Below are 19,361 nucleotides of genomic sequence, written 5' to 3' on the forward strand. Positions count from 1 at the left end.
GGGGTAGTCGTCCTTTTTGTGCAAAATCTTACGGTTTCCCCGCAAAGCCTTTCTTTATAAGGCGCTCCGGGCAAAGCAGACAGCTGCCTGCTGCCCTCAAGTGACTTCGGGAGTACCATGTCCGCCCGCGATTTCGGATCGTGTCACCTGGATGGGGGCGGAAGATGCCGGGCTTGGAATTTCGCTATGTGGGAAAAGACAGTTTGCCTTCTCGATTGTCGGAATTCGATGTCGAGTACTATTTCGCGCTGACCGACAGCGACGTTGCCGCAATCAACCAGAAATTTCGGCGTGCCGGCCGTGCCGGAGCCGCCATCCAGCTGGCATTTCTGCGGGCAAGTGGCCGTACCCTTGACCAACTGAACACACTCCCCCGTCAGCTCTTGCGCTACGTGGGCGAAAAGCTGGGGTTACCAACTCCGACGATCGCCTCGCTGCGCACCATCTATCAGCGATATCCGACGCTGTATGAACACCAGGTCTGGGCCTGCCAATACCTCGGCTTGACACGAATCGATGACGATCACTGGAGAGGCCTCGGAGCTTGGATGCGGCAAGATGCCGCCGAATCGCTTTCCCTTGAGGAGTTGATCCAGCACGCCCACTACTGGCTGTATGAGCGACGGATTCTGATTCCTTCGACACGAGCGCTGCTGAGCCTGGCTCGCTCAATTTGGGCGGGCATCGAGCGAGATTTGCTGCTGTCGATTGAGGCGGTCGTCCCCCTGGCGCAGATAGCAGGAGCCGAAGCTGCCGTGTTCGCCCAACATGCAACAGCGGGAACGACCGTGCTGGAATGGCTCAAGACCCCGCCAGCACGGCACAGCCCCTCAACCATGAATGAGACGCTGGCCAAGATCCGCTTCCTGAAGAGCCTCGGCGCGCATACTTGGGCGTTTGATGCCATTCCGATCGAGAAGCAGCGCGCCTGTGGCCAGCGTATCCAGGCTCGCCGTCCCGCCAAAGTCCGCGAACTGAAGACCTCCACGCGTACGATTGAGCTGGTGTTTTTCCTGCGTGTGACCTTGCTGGAGCTGACGGACGCGATGCTCTACCAAACCGGACGGCGCGTCTCCGACCTAGTTCGGCAGGCCTACAACAAGACCACGACGAAGCAAGCGCGCTCGGCGAGCGAATACCGGCAGCAAATGGTCGAGATCAAGGCCCTGGTTGACGATACCCGCCGCTCGGCCGAAGAACGGCTGGCCGACATCGGCAAGCTGCTTGAAGGCCTATCGGCCAAACCGCCGGCAAGCCACGCCGCCAGCGTGCGCGAAACGCTCACGGAAGACCACCACCGTATCCGCAACCTCGTGACTTCCTTGCGGGAGTTGGAATTTGCCAGCAACAGCACCGATCCGGCCCTGCGGCAGCTTGAGTTCATCGGTAGTCTGCACGACCAAGGCGCGACGGAATTGCCGCCCGATTGCAATGTGTCGGTGGGCGCGAGCTGGCGTGACCTGGTCGACGGCGAAGACCGTAAGCGCGCGTTGCGCGCGATGGAAGCCTGCGCGATCACGGGCCTGCGTAAGGGGCTGCGCCGCGGCACCGTGTGGATCAGCCATAGCCTGTCGTTTCGGGAACGCGATCAACTGCTGATCCCGCCCGCTCAGTGGGATTCTGAGCGCGACCGGTATCTGTCCACGCTTGACTTGCCGAACCAGGCGGACACCTACCTCAATCCCCTCATGGATCACCTGAAGGCAGGCCTCGCGGCACTGGACGAGGCCCGTGCGGCAGGCCACGTCACGATCGACACGAACGGCGTGCTGCATCTGTCGCCGCTCGAAGCGGCGGAAAGCGATGGCATCCCCACGCGCACCCGTGATCTGCTCTTCAAGGACATCGGCAGCGCGCAGTTTGCCGACATGATCCTCGAGATGGATGCCCGTACCAATTTCAGCGAAGTGCTGCTGGCACGCAACGGGGACGCGCACGAACTGATCACGCTCTACGCCGCGCTGCTCGCCCATGGCACCGAGCTCGACGCCAAGGGTGTCGCCGCCATGATTCCGAAGCTCGATCCGGCGCACGTCTCCACCGCGATGCGCGCGCTTGAGATGCCCGGGCGGCTGCGCCGAGCGAACGAACGGGTAGTGGAATTCCAGCGCACGCACCCGATCACCGAGTTATGGGGGACCGGTCAACAGGCGTCCAGCGATTCGATGAGCCTGGACACCTCGCGACACTTGTTCTATGCCCGCGCCGATCCTCGACGTCGCACTCATGCCGTCGGGATCTATACGCACGTGCTGGACCAGCACGGAATCGTCTATAACCAGCCCATGGTGCTCAACGAACGCCAGGCCGGCGTGGCCATTGAAGGGGTCATGCGCCACAATGAGACCCGCAGCGACGGCGGGCTGCTCCGGCTCGCGGTCGATACCCATGGATACACGAGCGTTGGGATGGCGGTGTCCAAATTGCTCGGCTTTGATCTATGCCCATGGCTGCGCAATCTGTCGGAGCGCAAGCTGTATTTGCCGCGCGGTCTGCAGGTAACGGATGGACTGTCGGCCGCCGTCTCGCCCGAGATCTCGCTCAAGGCAATCCGCGACGGCTGGGATGGCTTGCTGCGCCTAATCGCCTCCATCCACTCGGGCCGGGTGAGTGCAATCGTCGCGCTGCAGCGGTTCGGCAGCGCCGCCCAAGGCGACCCTATTCATCGGGCAGCTGATCATCTGGGCAAGATGCTGCGCACACTCTTCTTGTGCGATTTTTTCAGCAACATCGAGTTTCGTCGGGAGCTGCGCACGCTGCTCAACCGGGGGGAGTCGGTGCACCAGCTCCAGCGTGCCATTTACTCGAGCAAGGTACACCATGATCGCGGGCGCCGTCAGGACGAAATGATCGCGATTTCCGGATCGCTGACGCTGCTGACGAATCTGGTGATTGCCTGGAACACCCAGCGCATGCAAACGACGGCCGATGCTTGGCGCCGCAAGGGGCAACGGATTGAAGATGACTGGCTGCGCCGCATGGGGCCCGCACATTTCGCGCATGTGAATTTCCGGGGCATCATGAGCTTTCCGATCCACCTGTATCAAGACAGCCTGCTTGAGGTGGCACCGCAGCGGCGTGCGGTGTAGCAAGAAGAACGGACCCTCCGGAGCCAGACTGATCAGCTCCAGTGAGTATCGGTCAGCGGATCGTGCAACGTCACCTCAATGAAGCAATTGCAGAGGTCCGCGTTTTCGTGCATGTCCGCGAGCAGCACCTCGATGGCTTTCTCCAGCTCCGGCCCTGCGGTGAACGGCATGACGATTTCATAGCGGGGGCGGCGCTGCTCGAAGACGCGCATCTGGTACTGGGACAGGCAGAACTGCTCGATCCAGCGGCGCGCCTTCGACTTGCCGCGCACGAATTTGCTGTTGCGCTCGATGTATAGGTCAACCGTCAACCGCGTTTCAGGCACGGGCTTGGGCGGAACCGTGGGACGTCGCTCGGGCGGCGGCGCCGACGGTAGGGTGGCTGGTGGCGGTGCCAGCGCTGCTTCGATACGGTGCTGCGCGAATGGGTCTGCCGCGTCGATGTAGCGCATGGCCGAGCGGACATCCTTCCAGCCGACGTATTCCATCAGCATCTTGAGGTCCCACTGGTTCGCGTTTGCCCAGGTGGCAAAGCCGCGCCGCAGCGAGTGGCTGCTGTAGCGGTCCGCCTGCAGCAGCCCCGCATCCTGGAACAGCTTGCGCAGCAAGGGCACGACGCTGCTGGCTTGCAGCCCCGCTTCGGCGATCCGTCCCCAGCGATCGATCCGCCGAAACACAGGGCCCGCTGCCAAGCCTGACGCGGCCAACCAAGCCACATAGGCAGCCACCGGGCAGAGGCGCGACAAGGCAGGCGCCTTGTGCGTCGTGCCGGCGTGGTTGCGGTCCGTCTTGGTGTGCGGCAGGAAGATCGTCATGCCCCGGCCGGGCTCGACGGTGATGTGCTCGATCTGCAGCCGGCTCAATTCGTCCGACCGGAAGCCCCGCCAGAAGCCAATCAGCACCAGGGCCTTGTTGCGCGCCAGGACCTGGAGGTGGTGGTCATTGCCTGTCATCGAGGCCGCAGCAATTTGGGCGTCGAGCCACACCACCAGTTGCTCGAACTGAGCGAGCTGCAGCGGCTTGGCGCGCCGCTCTTGTGCGGGGTGCAATGCCTGGATGCCCTTGAGCACCTTCCGCACGTGTGGCGCCCGGTTCGGATCTGGGAAGCCTTGCGAGACGTGCCATTGTGCGATTGCAGCCAGGCGCTGACGCAGGGTGTTGATAGATAGCGTCTGCGCGTGCTCGGCCAGGTAACGCGCGATGCTGTCGGCGCTAGCCGCAGAAAACCACCCCATTCGACCTCGAAATGACGAATGGCTGCCTGGTAGCTTCGCCGCGTGTTGTCGCGGGTGGCGGCTTCCAGGTATCGGTCGACGTCGTGCATGGCCAAGGGGAGCAAATAGCGATGGTGCGGATGCGTATTGTCGCGCTTGTCTGGCCTCCATGACCATTTCGGAATCCTCTTGTGCGTTTCGCCACCTCGAATCGCTCCACGTCCGGGGCTATTCGTGAGGAGCTGCAGGGCGCTCTGCGCCGCCCAGCTGCCTGAACTTCTCCGTGATCGGGTCCGTATGGCGCCGTAGATCGCGAGCAGGTGTGCGGGCGCACGATCTTGCCGGTAAGGGGCATTCGTCAAGAGTTGCCCAGGTGCAACAACGCCCGGGCCGGTCGAGACCGCGGAAGGTTGCCCAGAGGCTGTGAGCCATTTCGTACTAGCGGGCCGGTTGGAGAGCCTCTCGCCAGGGCCTCACACGTGATAATCTGCCATTATCACCTGTCAAAAATCGACGAGAATCCGCTTGCTTGACGGCTCCATTTGGTATGTATATACATAGTACGTAATACGGTATCAAATTATAGGAGCACCATGGCCCGTGCCGGTCTAAGCCGTCTGGATGTCAAACGCGCCCGCGATTCGTTGATGGCCCAGGGGCAGCATCCGTCGATCGATGCAATACGTATCGCGCTGGGCAATACCGGCTCGAAAACGACGATTCACCGCTATCTCAAGGAACTGGAAGAAGAGGAAGGCGGGGCGCTCCAGCGGGCCGGCTCGACCTCCGATGCCATCCTGGATCTGGTAGGCAGGCTGGCGGCACGGCTGCACGAAGAAGCGCAGGCAGTGGTCGACCAGCAGGTCGCGGCCGCCACCGCACAGCGGCAGCAGGTCCGAGCGGAAGCCGACAAGCTGTCCGCTGATCTCGTCGCACTTCGCGCCGAACTGGCGCAGGCGCATGCCACCGTTGCCGAAGTGCGGGCCGCGCACAGCGACACGCAGACGGCGCTGCAGCAGCGGGCCCTGGAGGCCGAACGGCTGGCGCAGCAGGTCCAGGATCTCACCGAACGGCTGGCCGAACACGAAGGCTTCCGGCGCTCGCTGGAGGAGAAGCTGCAGCACGCACACCAAGCACTGGAACACTTCCGCAACGCCAGCAAAGAGCAGCGCGATCAGGAGGCACGCCGGCACGAGCAGCAGGTCCAACAACTGCAGGCAGAAACCCGGCAAGCCAATCAGGCGCTGATCGTCAAGCAGGGGGAGATCACGCAACTGAACAAGGACGGCGCACGGCTGGTCGCGGAGATTGCCGCCTCGGCCAAACGCAGCCGCGGCCTGGAGACGCAGGCGGAACAGGCACATGCCGGGCTGAACCAAGCTCGCGTCGATCAAGCCCGTGCGGAAGCCGAACGCGATGCCCTGCGCTCCGCGGTCCAGCAGCAAGCGGACGAGCTAACCGCCGAGCGTGCCGCGCGCGAGCGCCTGGCCGGCGAGTTGGCCAAGGTCACCGGACGGCTCGACGCCCAGCAGCAGTTGCTGGCCGACTATCGGACACAGCTCGGCGTGGCTGGTCCGGCAGCTTGAATGCGTAAGGTTTTGCACAAAAAGGATGGCTCTTGCGAAATCGGCGGATTTTCAACCCATTGATTCACAAGGAAAATCTGGAGGAAACCGTAAGATTTTGCACGAAAAGGACGACTACCCCGTGCAGGCGGAGCTGGCGGCCGAACGCCAGGCGCACGCTGCCACGCAGGCCCGGCTCGAGGCGGGGCGAACGGAACTGGAGGCGGGCCGACGCCAGCTGGACGCCTTGCGCACCCAATTCTCGACGGAGCTGGAGCGCGCCCGCGAGGCGGTGACGCTCGCGCAGGAACGCGCCGAGGCCAGCGAGCGGCGCAGCTTGCGCGAACTGGACCAGGAGCGCACCGCGCGCCAGAAGAGCGAGCGCACGGCCGAAGACCTGCGCGCGGAACTGGCGGCGGCGCGCAGCGAGGCCCGTGATGTGGCCGTGGCGCAGGCGGAGAGCCGCGCCAAGCTGGAAGCGCAGGCCGCGGCGCTGGCCGACCGACTCGCAGAGGCCGAGCAGGCGCAGCGCCAGGCGGCGGGCGATCTTGATGCCATGCAGGCGGAGCTCGCCGCAGCGCAGCGCCGGGCCGAGCGGGCCGAAGCGGAAGCCGCGCTCGCGCGTCAGTTGCTGGCCACCCTGCGCGTCGCGCCGCGCGAACGCGACGGCGGTGGCGGTGGTGGAAGGCGGCGCAAGGGCGGCCGTTCGGCGGCGACCGCGCCGGAAGCGCAGGGCGACGGTCAGGGGGACGCTCAGCAGGATGAACTGGGCGAAGCGCAGGGTGAAGAGCGGGGCGACGCGCCGGGGGCGGCGCCCCCCAACCATCAGGACGAAGGCAACGACAGCAGTGACGGCAGCGATGACAGCAAAGACTGAGCGGGCGGACGCGAATCCGCTGGATCCAGGCGCAGAGGGGCGTAGGCGAGAAGCGAATGACACGCAAGAGACAAGGTCTCACCGTCCATGGGATTAGGAAGCGTCTGCACGGGCAGTGGCTTCAATGAAGGAGAACAAATTGGCCCCAGAGCAAGAAGTTGAACCCCGTGTCGCGAGCAATGCGACGGACGGACTCGGTCAGATGGAGCTTCCCATCGCTGAGGCGATGCGCGACGCGGATCCCGCCATGGGTGAAGCCAGTGGTGCAGGCGTCGGTCGTGGCAGCGTTGACACGCAGGCCCAACGCTTGGACTTCTGGTCGACAAGCCGGGATAGCGGCCCGACGGCGACCGTGTCCTATCGGCGCCGGCGGTCTTACGCCCCCCCGGACGCTTCAACGGAAGACGTGGCACCGGAAGCATCGAGGGAAGCTGCCGCCTCGGCAGCGTTGACGGAATCCGACGCGCCGGAAGCGCCCATGGAAGCCATGTCCTCGGCAGCGACCACGGAAGCCGTGGCCGAAGCTCCGGTTGAAGTCCTGGCCACGGACGAACCGATGGAAGCTGCCGCCCAGGACGAACTGACCGAAACGGCCGCCCCGGTAGCACCGCTTGACGCCCCAGCTCCGGAAGCTGCGCCGGAAGAGACGCGGGCCCCTAAGCGCGGTCAGAAGCCGAAAGCGCTCACCGAAACTGCCGCTCCGGAAGCTGCGCCGGAAGAGACGCGGGCCCCGAAGCGCGCTCGGAAGCCGAAAGCGCTCACCGAAACTGCCGCTCCGGCAGCTGCGCCGGAAGAGACACGGGCCCCGCAGCGCGCTCGGAAGCCGAAAGCGCTCGCCGAAACTGCCGCTCCGGAAGCAGCGCCGGCAGAGAGGCGGGCCCCGAAGCGCGCTCGGAAGCCGAAAACCCTAGCCGAAGTTGCCGGTCCGGAAGTCACGACTCAAGAGACCCCATCCCGGAAGCGCGGGCCGAAGCAGATAACTCTGCCTGGAGCGCCGACTCAGAAGCCGCAAACCCGGAAGTCGCGACAGGAGCAAAAAACGCCTACCGCAACCCAAAGCCCGTCCCAATCCTCACTGCTCGCTCAACTGGCATCTGTCAATGCGCAACTTGAGCAGTTGCGAGCCACGGAAGTGCCAAAGGTCGTAGAGGAGATTCGGCAGTGGATGCAGGAGTACGACCTCAGCATTGAGGACATTGCGGGCAAGCCCAGTGTTGCGCCCGCTGCCCGCGCTGCTCCGACCAAGACGAAGGCCGCGCCGCCTCCGAGGTACCGCAACCCGAAGACGGGCCAGACCTGGTCGGGGCGCGGTCGGGCTCCCGCGTGGATTGGCAAGAAGCGCGAGCGTTTCCTAATCGATCTCTTGTCCTGAACGACAGGTTGGCGGGCGCGGCCGGTCCGCCCATTCCGACTCGCAAACTCGGCAGGCCGGAAGTTCGGCGGCCACTGTGCAGGAAGCCCAAGGGGAAGAGCCGGGCAACGAGCCAGGGCCGGCGGCGCTGGCCTAACAACCAGGACGATGGCAACGACAGCAGTGACGGCAGCGATGACAGCAAAAACTGAGCGGGCGGACGCGATCCGCTGGATCCAGGCGCAGATGGACGACTACGGGCTCACCCTCGAAGAGCTCGACGCGGCGGGGTGCTTCGCGCCACCGCCCCCGCCACCGGCCGCACCGCCGCCGCCGGTGGTCTGCTACCGCAACGCGGAAGGGCTGACCTGGGATGGGCAGGGCGAGATGCCGTCGTGGCTCAAGCGCGCGGTCAATGCGGGGCAATCGGTGGAGTTTTACCGGGTCGGGTCCTTGTAGCGCCCCATGCAATCGGCCTTGACGCTGCCGGCAGGACGCGTAGAATCTGGACCGTTGGGTGCTGCAAGGTTCCCGATAATGGTTGTGAACCTTCTTCTTGAAGGCCTTCTGGACGGCGGTTCGATTCCGCCCAGGTCCACCAGAAGCGCATTGCACGGATAGTGCGCTTCTGATGGGCCTGACCTGGTTTCGACAGGGGGAGATAGGGTCGTGAGGCAACTCGTCAGAGAAGACGTTAAAACTAAATCGAAGTAAATGCTAACGACGAAAAGTTCGCATTGGCCGCCTAATAGCCGCCTTGGGTTGTAACTGACCTCGAAACAGAAAAGTTACTGACAAGGGCTCCTTCGGGGGCCGTTGTTCATTTGAGGGCTTGGCATCGATGGCAGCATGGGGTCATCGTACTTTCCATGCAAAAAGTGGCGGTAGCAGACAGCAGAGCCGCCCGCAGCAAGGTTTCTCGGCGCAATCAATCACACACCGACCGAGCATTGTAAGTTCTTGATAAGAAAGGGCTTTCTGGAGCATACCGCCAGAAAATGCACGGAAAGTACAACTACCCCATAAGTGGCGATAGACTATCTCGTTGAACGTGCCACATGGGGTGAGGATGAACCAAGGCGAAAACGCGAGCGAACGAGACGTTGAGGGATTGGACGAGGGCTCCGGCGATGGATGGGGCGAATACCCTTTAGATGCGGTATTCGTTCGGACGGAGACTCGCTCCGTTTCCGAGGTCGTCAAGCGCATACAAAATCAACGCTACGTTCTTGATCCGGACTTTCAGCGAGATTTCGTGTGGCCAAATCCGAAGCAGTCCAAGCTAATCGAGAGTTGCGTGATGCGCATCCCTCTCCCCGTTTTCTATGTTGCGGAAGCTCTGGACGGTCGGATAATCGTTGTCGATGGCCTGCAACGTCTGACCACCTTCGCTCGTTTTCTAGGTGACGAGTTGAAGTTGACTGGTTTAGCGAGCGACAACGTAGGACTAGGTGCTCACGTGCTCGAGGGAAAGTACTTCAAAGACTTGCCTCTCAACTTGCAGGAACGTGTTCAGGATACGCAGCTCACTATGTATATCTTGGATGCAAAAGCCCCCGAGCGAGCGCGACTCGACATCTTCGAACGGGTGAACAGTGGTGAACCGCTTACGCGTCAGCAGATGCGAAATGCGCTTTATAACGGACCGGCGACCCAATGGCTTAAGCAAGCGGCCGAAAGCGACGCGTTTCGCTCCGCGACGGGCCAGTCTCTCAATGCGAAAACCATGCGCGATCGGGAGGCTATCAATCGGTTCTGTGCCTTCAAACTTCTTGGCCGGAAACAATACACTGCTGGAGACATGGATCGGTTTCTTGCCGAAGGGCTAAGAGCACTTACACGTCTTAGTCAAGCAGAGAGGGAAGAACTTTTATTCTCCTTCGAGAGAGTCATGGCCTTGAACCGAGCCTTATTCAGCGACCATGCGTTTCGTAAATCCCTCGCGTCGCAAAACCCAGGCGCCGGGCGCAGTGTCATTAATATCTCCCTGTTCGAAGTATGCTCCGTCACGATGTCTGATGATGGCTTTTCGAATCTCGAATCGCGGCACGACGCCCTACGTGAAGCCATCGTTGACCTTGTCCGAGACGAAGAATTTGCACGCGCAATTACCTATTCGACCAACAGCACTGCAGCTGTTCAAAAGCGTTTCGAGGCAATGGAATCCACTCTCTCGAAGGTGGCGCAAAAATGATTAAGACGCTCGATATCGAGAATTTCAAGTGCTTCTCAAGTCTGCGCTTGCGTTTCGGCGCTTTAACTCTGCTGACTGGCTTCAATGCTGGCGGAAAATCAAGTGCCGTCCAGCCGCTGCTCCTCTTGGCGCAAGCTTTGCGGACATCGGCATCAGCACAAAAGTTACCTTTGAATGGTCCAATTGTGCATTTAGGCACCGTTGGTGATGTACTGCCGGCGAATGCTTCTGGATCAAGTTTGGCTTTCAAGGTTGCAGGCGTGGAACACGAGGTCACGTGGACGACCTCGGCTCGCGCGAGTGAAAGACATCTCGAGGTGACTGAATCACGCATTTGCGATGTTGCCGGTTCAACGAATACGCCGCCTACCGAAGCCATTAAGGAGCCCTCGACTGAGGTTTGCCGTTCGATTACAGGGCTTTCCTACCTGAGCGCCGTGCGCGATGGCCTTACCGACGCTTACCCCATGCCCGAATCTGATGAGGAAGTGACAGATGTGGGCGCTGACGGTAGGTTTGCTCCGTACTGGTACGATCGGTATGTTGACGATGAAGTGCAAGTTGCGCGTCGACATCCTGGCGAGCCTGCGAGTTCCCTTCGCAAACAGGTTGACGCTTGGTTAGCTACGCTCTTTCCTCACGCACAAGCTAATGTCCATCACGTCCCCCAGGTATCACTGGAAAGCCTGCAGTTTCGCATTTCCGATTTTGGAGCCTGGCGGAGACCCGCCAACGTCGGCTACGGATTTACCTACGCTTTCCCTATTCTCATTGCTCTGCTAGCAGCTAACGATGGGCAAATGATAGTGATTGACAGTCCGGAGGCTCACCTGCATCCATTTGCCCAGTCGCAAATGGGCCGACTGCTCGCCCACTTCGCAGCTGCCGGCTTACAAGTTGTAGTAGAGACCCACAGCGACCACCTGCTGAACGGTGTGCGCCTCGCCGTGAAAGAAGGCCTGCTTCCACCGGATGAATTATGCGTCCACTTTTTTAGTGGAACGACAGAGACCGGACACGGGGTACTAACGCTAGCTGTCGATAATGAAGGTCGCATCGCCAGTTGGCCAGAAGGATTTTTTGACCAGTCTGAAAAAGACTTGGCTCGGCTCTCAGGTTGGGAGTGAGGATGCGCTGGTATATCAATGATGCTTCTTTGCAAGGCCAATACAATGACGTACCTGAATTCCTCGCACTGCTACAGGGTCTCTTATCCTCAAGAAGCAGATTCGCTGTACTGAAGTCCGCCCTACACACTACACGAGCTCTCCCCCATCGAAATGTGACGGTCAGCCAGACACTTCGTGAAGTCTTGGCGGCGACAAACCTAGCCGATCTGCGCAGGGCCGTGTTGATATGGCTTGATCGGACAGGGCCGTTCTTGGATGACGATCGCCAGCCTGAACCGGAAGATTATTTTGAGTGTCTGGGTGTCGACGTTACTAACACCGGCTTGGGGGAAGCGACGAGGCGCATCAAAGCAGGTAATGAAGCTACTGCGTTTAGTTTTCCGGGTGGTGTGATCGAGTTTGGGAGATCACCGCTTCCAGTGGATCATGGCATTGCGGAAGACCGTCGAGGGACTTACGAAGTCGAAAACCTCTGGGCGCTTGATAGCCTCGCGACTTCCGCCATGAACGCTGGAGTGGAGCCGACCAACTGGCAACAGCTTGTAGTGGCTGCGCGCGAGAGATTTCCCAGACTGCACATTCCCAATAGTCTCTATGAGAATAGTGTACTTGCCAAGGAACCCTTTGAGGCACCGATACGGGACCGAGCAATGGCACTCTTCAAACACCTTGATGACTATATGGCCGGGCGTATGCCTGATGGCTCAGAAGGCCCCAACGCTCGCGCTATTGTCGATCAGTTCTTCACTGGGGATAGAGCTCTATTCTCGGGGGAATCACCTACAAATAAACGCACATTCAAGCAAGAGATGACCTTTCCCGATCCGGACGATGCAAGCAAGGAGATATTTGCACACTGGCATGGGAAAATCAGCCACCGCTATTTCCGATTGCATTTCGAATGGCCGGTTGCAGTCGATGCAACGAGGCTGAAAATCCTCTATCTGGGGCCCAAGATCACGAAGGACTGACCCCCTTACAGCCATTTCGATCTGGCAGGCCGCGAACGAGGCCGCCACCGGGGAGCTCGCCACGCTGCGCGCCGAGGCGCGGCAATCCATCGAGGTAACCCAGGCGGCGCTGGCGGCGGAGCGGCAGGCGCACGCCGCGACCCAGGCCTGGCTCGAGGCCGGCCGCACGGAACTGGAGGCGGGCCGGCGGCAGCTGGAGGCATTGCGCACCCAATTCTCGACGGTGCTGGAGCGGGCGCGCGAGCAGGTGACCATTGCCCAGGAACGCGCGGCAGAAGAGCGAGCGCGCGACGGAGGAGTTGCGCACAGAACTGGCGGCGGCGCGCCACGAGGCGCGCGACGCCGCGGTGGCGCAGGCCGCGGCGCTGGCCGACCGGCTCGCGGCCACCGAGCAGGCGCAGCGCCAGTCAGCCGGCGACCTGGACACCGGTGCAGGCGGCGCTGGCCGCAGCACGGGGCCGGGCCGAGCGCGCCGAAGCCGAGGCGGCGCTCGCGCGCCAGCTGCTGGCAGAATTGCGCCTGGCGCCGCGCGAGCGCGACTGCGGGGTTGGACGGCGGCGCAAGACCGGCGGCGCGCGGCGCCGACCACGACGGAAGCACAGGGCGAAGAGCAGGGGGCGCCGGCGCGGCCCGGCCACCCGGATGACGGCAGCGACAGTACCGATAGCAGCGATGACCACGAAAACTGAGCGGGCGGAGGCGATCTGCTGGATCCAGGCGCAGATGGCCGACTACGGCTTGACCATGGAGGAACTGGGGGCGGCGGGGTGCTTTGATCCGCCGCCGCCCCCTCCGTCCCCTGCGGCGGCGCCGGTCTGCTACCGCAACGCGGAAGGGCTGACCTGGGACGGGCAGGGCGAGATGCCGTCGTGGCTAAAGCGGGCGGTCAATGCCGGGCAGAGCGTGGAGTTTTTCCGGGTAGGATAAGGCGCGCCTCTTGTTGATGCGGTTAGACAGCACGAAGCTCAACGCCATGATCGAGGAGGGGGAGCGCTTGATCAACCCAGACGAAATACACGCGCCCGGGTCGGGCGACGAGCTTGTTTATCCGCCCGCATTGACGTTGCATGGCGGTACCGAAGCGATGCTGACTTTCGCCCTGGACGGCATGGGCGTCCTGCGCCACGTCGATGCGGTACCAAACGGCAAGCAATGTGGTTGCGTCTGCCCCGCCTGCAACGAGCCACTGATCGCCCGCCATGGGGCCGTGCGGGCTCACTCGTTCGCGCACGACTCCGGTGCGGAATGTCGGTGGGCACACGAGACTGTGCTTCATCACCTGGCCAAGGTACTGATTGCACAACGAGGGGAGTTTGCGGTACCGGGCGTTGACGTGGTGGTTGAGCGCCAGGGCCCGGTGATTCCGATTCGGGCCAGGGGATCACTGCCGGGACGGACTATCTATCCGCAATCGGTCGCCTTGGAGCACTTGCTCTTTGACGTGCGGCCCGACGTGGTGATCACCTATGGTGACCGGCTGCTGCTCGTCGAGATTGCCGTGACCCATAAGGTTGGGCAGTCGAAGCTCGCCCGCCTGCAAGAACTCGGTCATGCCGCGGTCGAGATCGATCTGAGTCGCCAGCGACCGTCGACGGTTGGCGAACTGGCGGCGGTGCTATTCCGGAATGATCCTCGCAAGAAGTGGCTGGTGAATCGAAAGCAGGACGAGCTCCGCGCACGTCTGGAAGCCCAATGCGAAGCAGATTATCAGAAGCACCTCGAGGAGACGCGGGCTTTCGAGGCAAGAGTCGCAGCGTGGCGGTCCAAAGAAGACTGTGTTGCCAATAGCTTCAAGGAGCAGACTGCCGAGCCGCTGCGCGTAGCAGAACCATCATTGGCAGCGCGTACCTCTTTGCCGGGCGTGCGGTACGCGGTTAGCGGAGGCGCGCTCGTCTTGTACAACGGGGCTGACAATTGTCTCCGGATCGCTATCGAGGGACAGCCGGAGGCGTTACGCGATGCCGTTGAACAGTTGAGCTTTGGTTCCGACGCAGTCGGCTATGCCATGACGAAATCGGCATGGGCTCGCCTGATGAGCGAGCAAGGTCATCGGTTTGGCACCATTACCAACGACTATGAACCACCCAGTGAGGGGACGGCGTGAATGAGATGCCAGTGGCATAGGGCTTCGTCGGCGAGGTTAAGGTCATAATCCTTGGTCTGGCCCGCCAAGGGCCCAACGTGCATGCGGTGGGCCTTGTGGCCTGTTCGGGCACGCCGCAGTCCTAGTCATTCACCAACAGCTCCGGGGAGTGTTCCGCGGGTGGGGGCCCGGCGTGATGAAGTCATAGACCAACGCCTGACCACGACGCCGCGCTGCAGGCTGACCTGGCCGCTGATGTGGCGGAACTGCGCAGCCGCTTTCCCGAGACCCGCGCGCTGTACCGCGAGGTCTGCGGGCTGCTGTTCTTCCGTTATGGCGTCACGCCCACCGCCAACAAGCCCTACAGCCTGGTACGCAAGGGCAGCATGGGCACGCCGGCCGAGGTGCTGCAGGCGTTCTGGCAGGAGCTGCGCGGGCGCACGCGCGTGACCATCGACCACCCCGACCTGCCGGATGCATTGAAGGACATCGCGGCCGGGGCGGTCCGGACCATCTGGCAGGCGGCCAACGAGGCCGCCACCGGGGAGCTCGCCACGCTGCGCGCCGAGGCGCGCGCGGCCGCCAGCGCCGCCGAGGCCGAGCGCGCCGCGGCGCGGCAATCCATCGAGGAAACCCAGGCGGCACTGGCCGCCGAGCGGCAGGCGCACGCCGCGACGCAGGCCCGGCTCGACGCGGGCCGCGCCGAACTGGAGGTTGGCCGGCGTCAGCTGGAGGCATTGCGCACCCAATTCTCGACCGAGCTCGAGCGCGCCCGCGAACAGGTGGCCATCGCGCAGGAACGGGCCGAGGCCAGCGAGCGGCGCGCGTTGCGCGCGAACTGGACCAGGAGCGCCGCACGGCAGAAGAGCGAGCGCGCGGCCGAAGACCTGCGTACGGAACTGGCAGCGGCGCGCCACGAGGCGCGCGACGCCGCGGTGGCGCAGGCCGAGGCCCGCGCCCGGCTCGAGGCCCAGGCCGCGGCGCTCACCGACCGGCTCGCGGCCGCCGAGCAGGCGCAGCGCCAGTCAGCCGGCGAGCGGGACACCGTGCAGGCGAAACTGGCCGCGGTGCAGCGCCGGGCCGAGCGCGCCGAAGCCGAAGCGGCGCTCGCGCGCCAGCTGCTGGCAGAATTGCGCCCGGCGCCGCGCGAGCGCGACGGCGGTGGGGGACGGCGGCGCAAGACCGGCGGCCCGGCGCCGACCGCGCCGGAAGCCCAGAACGAAGAGCAGGGGGCGCCGGCGCGGCCCGGCCACCCGGATGACGGTAACGACAGCAGCGACGGCAACGATGGCAACGAACACTGAGCGGGCGGCCGCGATCCGCTGGATCCAGGCGCAGATGGCCGACTATGGGCTGACCCTGGAGGCACTGCAGGCGGCGGGGTGCTTTGAACCGCCGCCGCCCCCTCCGCCACCTGCGGCGCCGCCGGTCTGCTACCGCAATGCCGAAGGGCTGACCTGGGACGGGCAGGGCGAGATGCCGTCGTGGCTCAAGCGGGCGGTCAATGCCGGGCAGAGCGTGGAGTTTTTCAGGGTCGGATAAGAGCCATCAAGGACAAAGCTGGGTACCGGAGTGCTGAAATATTTCAGCAAAATCAGAGGCTTGCCCAGGATGTGGCGGCTTTTTACGAATCCCGGGCGACCCTCAAGTACGCAACCGGTCGTTTTCGGACAGTCGTTCCCCCGTCACGTCAGGATCGTTGGGACAAGCATAAGCAGGCGGTATGGGCTCGATACCGCAGAAGGCAATGCTTAGGGCAATGGCGTGTCGTGATGTATCCTCTTGAACTTTATCGACATTCTTAGGGTACCGGCGATGGGGGGGAGTCTTTCTACGGATGACGTACTGACAGTTTCGGAAGTGGCTGAGTACCTCAAAGTCAACGAACGCACCGTCTATCGCCTCGCTGCGGCAAAGAAGATCCCGGCATTCAAGGTCGGGACCGCCTGGCGATTTAAGCGCGCGGAGCTGGATGCCTGGATTACGGCTCAGAGCCAGCCCCCAACAAAAGAGTAACGCCCGTGATTACTGCCTATCACGCCAAGTACTTCGCCAGCGAGCTGAGCCGCCGCTACTCCGCGGCGGACTCTGAGAAGCTCGCCGGAACGCTTCTTGACGCCCAGGTCGACCTTAACCCGCACCAGCTCGAGGCGGCGCTTTTCGCGTTCAGGTCCCCCCTCTCGAAGGGCGCGATTCTTGCGGACGAAGTCGGCCTTGGAAAAACAATAGAAGCGGGGCTCGTGCTTGCCCAGAAATGGGCAGAAGGCAAGCGACGGATCTTAATCGTAACGCCCGCGAATCTTCGCAAGCAGTGGACGCAGGAGATGGCGGAAAAGTTCTTCCTGCCTACAGTGATCCTCGAGGCAAAGAACTACCTTCAGCTCCAAAAGTCCGGGGTACGACGCCCGTTCGAGCAGCCTTCGATGGTGGTCTGTTCATACCAGTTCGCAGCGAAGCACGCCGAGGAACTAATGACGACCCGGTGGGACTTGGTGATCATGGACGAGGCCCACCGACTTCGGAATGTCTACCGACCCGACAACAAGATCGGCAATACCCTGAAGCGGGCATTGGCTAACGCACCGAAGCTCCTGCTCACCGCGACTCCGCTCCAGAACTCTCTCCTCGAGCTTTATGGACTTGTGAGCATCATTGACGACTACGCCTTCGGCGACGCAAGGAGCTTCAGGACTCAGTTTGCCCGGCTTAACGGCGACGGGAATTTCAACGAGCTGAAGGCGAGGCTTAAGCCCGTCTGCCACCGTACTCTCCGCCGGCAGGTACTCGAGTACATCCGGTACACGAACCGGATTCCGATCACAGAGGAGTTCGTCCCGTCCGACGTCGAACACACCCTCTACGAGATGGTTTCAGACTACCTACGGCGCCCCTCCCTATACGCTCTTCCGAGTTCGCAGCGACAACTGATGACGCTGATCCTCCGCAAGCTGCTCGCGTCGTCGACCTTCGCCATTGCTGGCGCCTTGGAGTCCCTCGCCAACAAACTCCGCAAACAGCTCCCTGGCAACGCGTCCGCCGCCCGGTCCGGCGACGGCATTGAGGACGACTTCGAGGAGTTCGAGGAATATGCCGACGAATGGGGTGCGGACGCCCAGCCAGAACCGCTTACCGCGGAAGACGTGGCATCAATTGACGAGGAGATAGCGTCGCTCGAGGAGTTTCGGGCCCTCGCGGTCTCAATCTCGGAGAATGCGAAGGGCATGGCGCTTCTGAAAGCGCTCCGCGCAGGCTTCGAGAAAGCTAGAGAGCTCGGGGCGGCCGAGAAGACCATCGTTTTCACGGAGTCGCGGCGAACGCAGGACTACCTGGTGTGCCTGCTTACGGAGAATGGGTACGCCGGTAAGCTGGTGCTGTTCAACGGGTCGAACTCCGACAAGAAGTCGAAAGCCATCTATGCCGAATGGGTGGAGGCGAATAAAGGGACTGACAAGGTCACCGGCTCCCGCACCGCTGACATTCGTGCAGCGCTTGTGGACTATTTCCGCGATCACGCGACAGTCATGATCGCGACGGAGGCAGCGGCCGAAGGCATCAACCTACAGTTCTGCTCGATGGTGGTGAACTACGACCTCCCTTGGAACCCTCAGCGGATTGAGCAGCGAATCGGCCGATGTCACCGGTACGGGCAGCGTTACGACGTCGTAGTGGTCAATTTTCTGAACAGGAAGAACGAAGCCGACCGGCGGGTCTTTGAGCTCCTCTCTGAGAAGTTTCGGCTGTTCTCCGGCGTCTTCGGTGCAAGCGACGAGGTTCTCGGCGCAATTGAATCGGGAGTCGAATTCGAGAAGCGCATCGTCGCTATCTACCAGAACTGCCGTACCCCCGCGGAGATCGAAGGCAATTTCCGACAGCTCCAGGAAGAAATGGATGCGCACATCATCTCGACGATGGAGGACACACGGCAGAAGCTCCTCGAGAACTTCGACGCGGAGGTCCATGACCGCCTGAGGGTCAACTTGGACGAAAGCCGGTCTTACATCAATAGGCATGAATCGATGCTCTGGGCGCTAACGCGCCGCGAGCTCGAGGACAAGGCTGACTTCGACGCGGAAGAGCTCCGTTTCCGGCTTCTGGCCAACCCATTTCCAGAGCAAGCGATCCCCGTCGGCGCATATGCACTCGCAAAGGACCCGGGGAAAGCACACCGGTACCGGATCGGGCATCCGTTGGCCCAGGCGGTGATTGCCTCCGCGGCCGGGCGCCCCCTTCCTGAGGCCACGATCGAGTTCGTCTATTCGGACCAAGCGAGGAAAGCGGCCAGCATCGAGCCTTTTGTCGGGATGTCCGGCTACCTCCTCGCGACGAAGCTATCAATCTATGGGGCGGACGCCCAAGACCATATCATCTTGACGGCCATGACTGACGGCGGATTGGCTGTCCCGGAAGACACAGTCCGAAGGTTTCTTGAAATCCCCGCGGAGATCGTCCGAACCGTAGAGATCGACGGCGACGCAACGGTTCGCGACGCTGCCAATCGCCGGAAGAATGAGATCCTCGAAGGGCTCGCGGCCCAGCAGGCGGTCTGGTTCGATGAGGAAATGGAGAAGCTCAACGGCTGGGCAGAGGACAAGCGCCGAGGGCTCAAGGCGGAGCTCAAGGACTATGACGACCGGATCAACGAGCTCAAGAAGCAGGCGCGCTGTGCCCCGACGCTTCCTGAGAAGCTCGAGGTCCAGAAGAAACTGCGAGACCTCGACAAGAAGCGCGACGAAGCCTGGCGCGAATATGACGGTGCTGCCAAAGACGTCGAGTGGCACAAGGACGAACTTCTCGACCAAATCGAGGATCAGCTCCGGCAGACGGCGGCGGAAGAGGTCCTTTTCTGCGTGCGTTGGACGGTCAGGTGATCCGCCCTCCGAATTGAAG

At 62.3% G+C, this 19,361-nt stretch carries 14 protein-coding genes, 1 other RNA gene and 2 pseudogenes; 16 read left to right on the forward strand and 1 reads right to left on the reverse strand.

Annotated features, from left to right (window positions below; translation table 11 throughout):
* Positions 1 to 164 precede the first annotated feature (164 nt).
* The gene (locus A3AG_RS0101595) at positions 165 to 3,089 is read left to right on the forward strand and encodes a Tn3 family transposase (RefSeq protein ID WP_012354506.1); all 2,925 of its coding nucleotides are present in this window, start codon (positions 165 to 167) and stop codon (positions 3,087 to 3,089) included.
* Between the two features lie 32 nt (positions 3,090 to 3,121).
* Here A3AG_RS0101595 and A3AG_RS31200 read toward each other — a convergent pair whose 3' ends face one another.
* A complete protein-coding gene (locus A3AG_RS31200) occupies positions 3,122 to 4,324 on the reverse strand; it encodes a site-specific integrase (protein WP_240619770.1) in 1,203 nt (400 codons plus the stop codon).
* 572 nt (positions 4,325 to 4,896) lie between these two features.
* On the opposite strand from A3AG_RS31200, the gene A3AG_RS0101605 reads away from it, so the two are divergent.
* The 15 genes and pseudogenes from A3AG_RS0101605 (at position 4,897) to A3AG_RS0101670 (ending at position 19,342) form a co-directional block, all read left to right on the forward strand.
* Positions 4,897 to 5,889 (forward strand): DNA-binding protein, encoded by a 993-nt coding sequence (locus A3AG_RS0101605; protein WP_012354504.1) that lies wholly within the window; start codon positions 4,897 to 4,899, stop codon positions 5,887 to 5,889.
* A 121-nt stretch (positions 5,890 to 6,010) separates the two neighbouring features.
* Positions 6,011 to 6,745, forward strand: a pseudogene (locus A3AG_RS0101610) (hypothetical protein); the annotation flags it as partial.
* A 124-nt stretch (positions 6,746 to 6,869) separates the two neighbouring features.
* Positions 6,870 to 8,117: an H-NS histone family protein gene (locus A3AG_RS32895; protein ID WP_012354854.1), complete on the forward strand. Its 1,248-nt coding sequence runs from the start codon at positions 6,870 to 6,872 to the stop codon at positions 8,115 to 8,117.
* 174 nt (positions 8,118 to 8,291) lie between these two features.
* Positions 8,292 to 8,555, forward strand: coding sequence for an H-NS histone family protein (locus tag A3AG_RS0101620; RefSeq protein WP_018003838.1), 264 nt, complete (start codon positions 8,292 to 8,294; stop codon positions 8,553 to 8,555).
* 4 nt (positions 8,556 to 8,559) lie between these two features.
* Positions 8,560 to 8,919, forward strand: a transfer-messenger RNA (tmRNA) gene (gene ssrA / locus A3AG_RS32900).
* 246 nt (positions 8,920 to 9,165) lie between these two features.
* Complete coding sequence (locus A3AG_RS0101625; protein ID WP_012354856.1) at positions 9,166 to 10,290, forward strand: DUF262 domain-containing protein; 1,125 nt, start codon at positions 9,166 to 9,168, stop codon at positions 10,288 to 10,290.
* Entirely contained in the window at positions 10,287 to 11,417 is a 1,131-nt protein-coding gene (locus A3AG_RS34305; RefSeq protein WP_012354857.1) for an AAA family ATPase, read from the forward strand. Before A3AG_RS0101625 ends, A3AG_RS34305 begins: the two co-directional genes overlap by 4 nt.
* Positions 11,418 to 11,671: 254 nt before the next feature.
* Entirely contained in the window at positions 11,672 to 12,391 is a 720-nt protein-coding gene (locus tag A3AG_RS32910; RefSeq protein ID WP_145987457.1) for an SET domain-containing protein, read from the forward strand.
* Positions 12,392 to 12,407: 16 nt separating this feature from the next.
* Positions 12,408 to 13,080 (forward strand): annotated as a pseudogene (locus A3AG_RS31215) (DNA-binding protein); the annotation flags it as partial.
* Positions 13,064 to 13,318 (forward strand): H-NS histone family protein, encoded by a 255-nt coding sequence (locus tag A3AG_RS0101645; protein WP_012354860.1) that lies wholly within the window; start codon positions 13,064 to 13,066, stop codon positions 13,316 to 13,318. The pseudogene A3AG_RS31215 and the gene A3AG_RS0101645, both read left to right, overlap by 17 nt.
* Before the next feature lie 67 nt (positions 13,319 to 13,385).
* Positions 13,386 to 14,495, forward strand: coding sequence for a competence protein CoiA family protein (locus tag A3AG_RS0101650; protein WP_240074691.1), 1,110 nt, complete (start codon positions 13,386 to 13,388; stop codon positions 14,493 to 14,495).
* A 236-nt stretch (positions 14,496 to 14,731) separates the two neighbouring features.
* The gene (locus tag A3AG_RS0101655) at positions 14,732 to 15,778 is read left to right on the forward strand and encodes a DNA-binding protein (protein WP_012354862.1); all 1,047 of its coding nucleotides are present in this window, start codon (positions 14,732 to 14,734) and stop codon (positions 15,776 to 15,778) included.
* Entirely contained in the window at positions 15,762 to 16,016 is a 255-nt protein-coding gene (locus A3AG_RS0101660; protein WP_012354863.1) for an H-NS family nucleoid-associated regulatory protein, read from the forward strand. The genes A3AG_RS0101655 and A3AG_RS0101660 overlap by 17 nt, the downstream gene beginning before the upstream one ends.
* 273 nt (positions 16,017 to 16,289) lie before the next feature.
* Positions 16,290 to 16,490, forward strand: coding sequence for a methylation-associated defense system helix-turn-helix domain-containing protein MAD1 (gene mads1 / locus A3AG_RS0101665; RefSeq protein WP_012354864.1), 201 nt, complete (start codon positions 16,290 to 16,292; stop codon positions 16,488 to 16,490).
* Between the two features lie 5 nt (positions 16,491 to 16,495).
* Positions 16,496 to 19,342: an SNF2-related protein gene (locus tag A3AG_RS0101670; RefSeq protein WP_012354865.1), complete on the forward strand. Its 2,847-nt coding sequence runs from the start codon at positions 16,496 to 16,498 to the stop codon at positions 19,340 to 19,342.
* Positions 19,343 to 19,361 lie beyond the last annotated feature (19 nt).

Source organism: Cupriavidus neocaledonicus, from assembly GCF_000372525.1.
In the GTDB taxonomy this organism is placed as follows: Bacteria; Pseudomonadota; Gammaproteobacteria; order Burkholderiales; family Burkholderiaceae; genus Cupriavidus; species Cupriavidus neocaledonicus.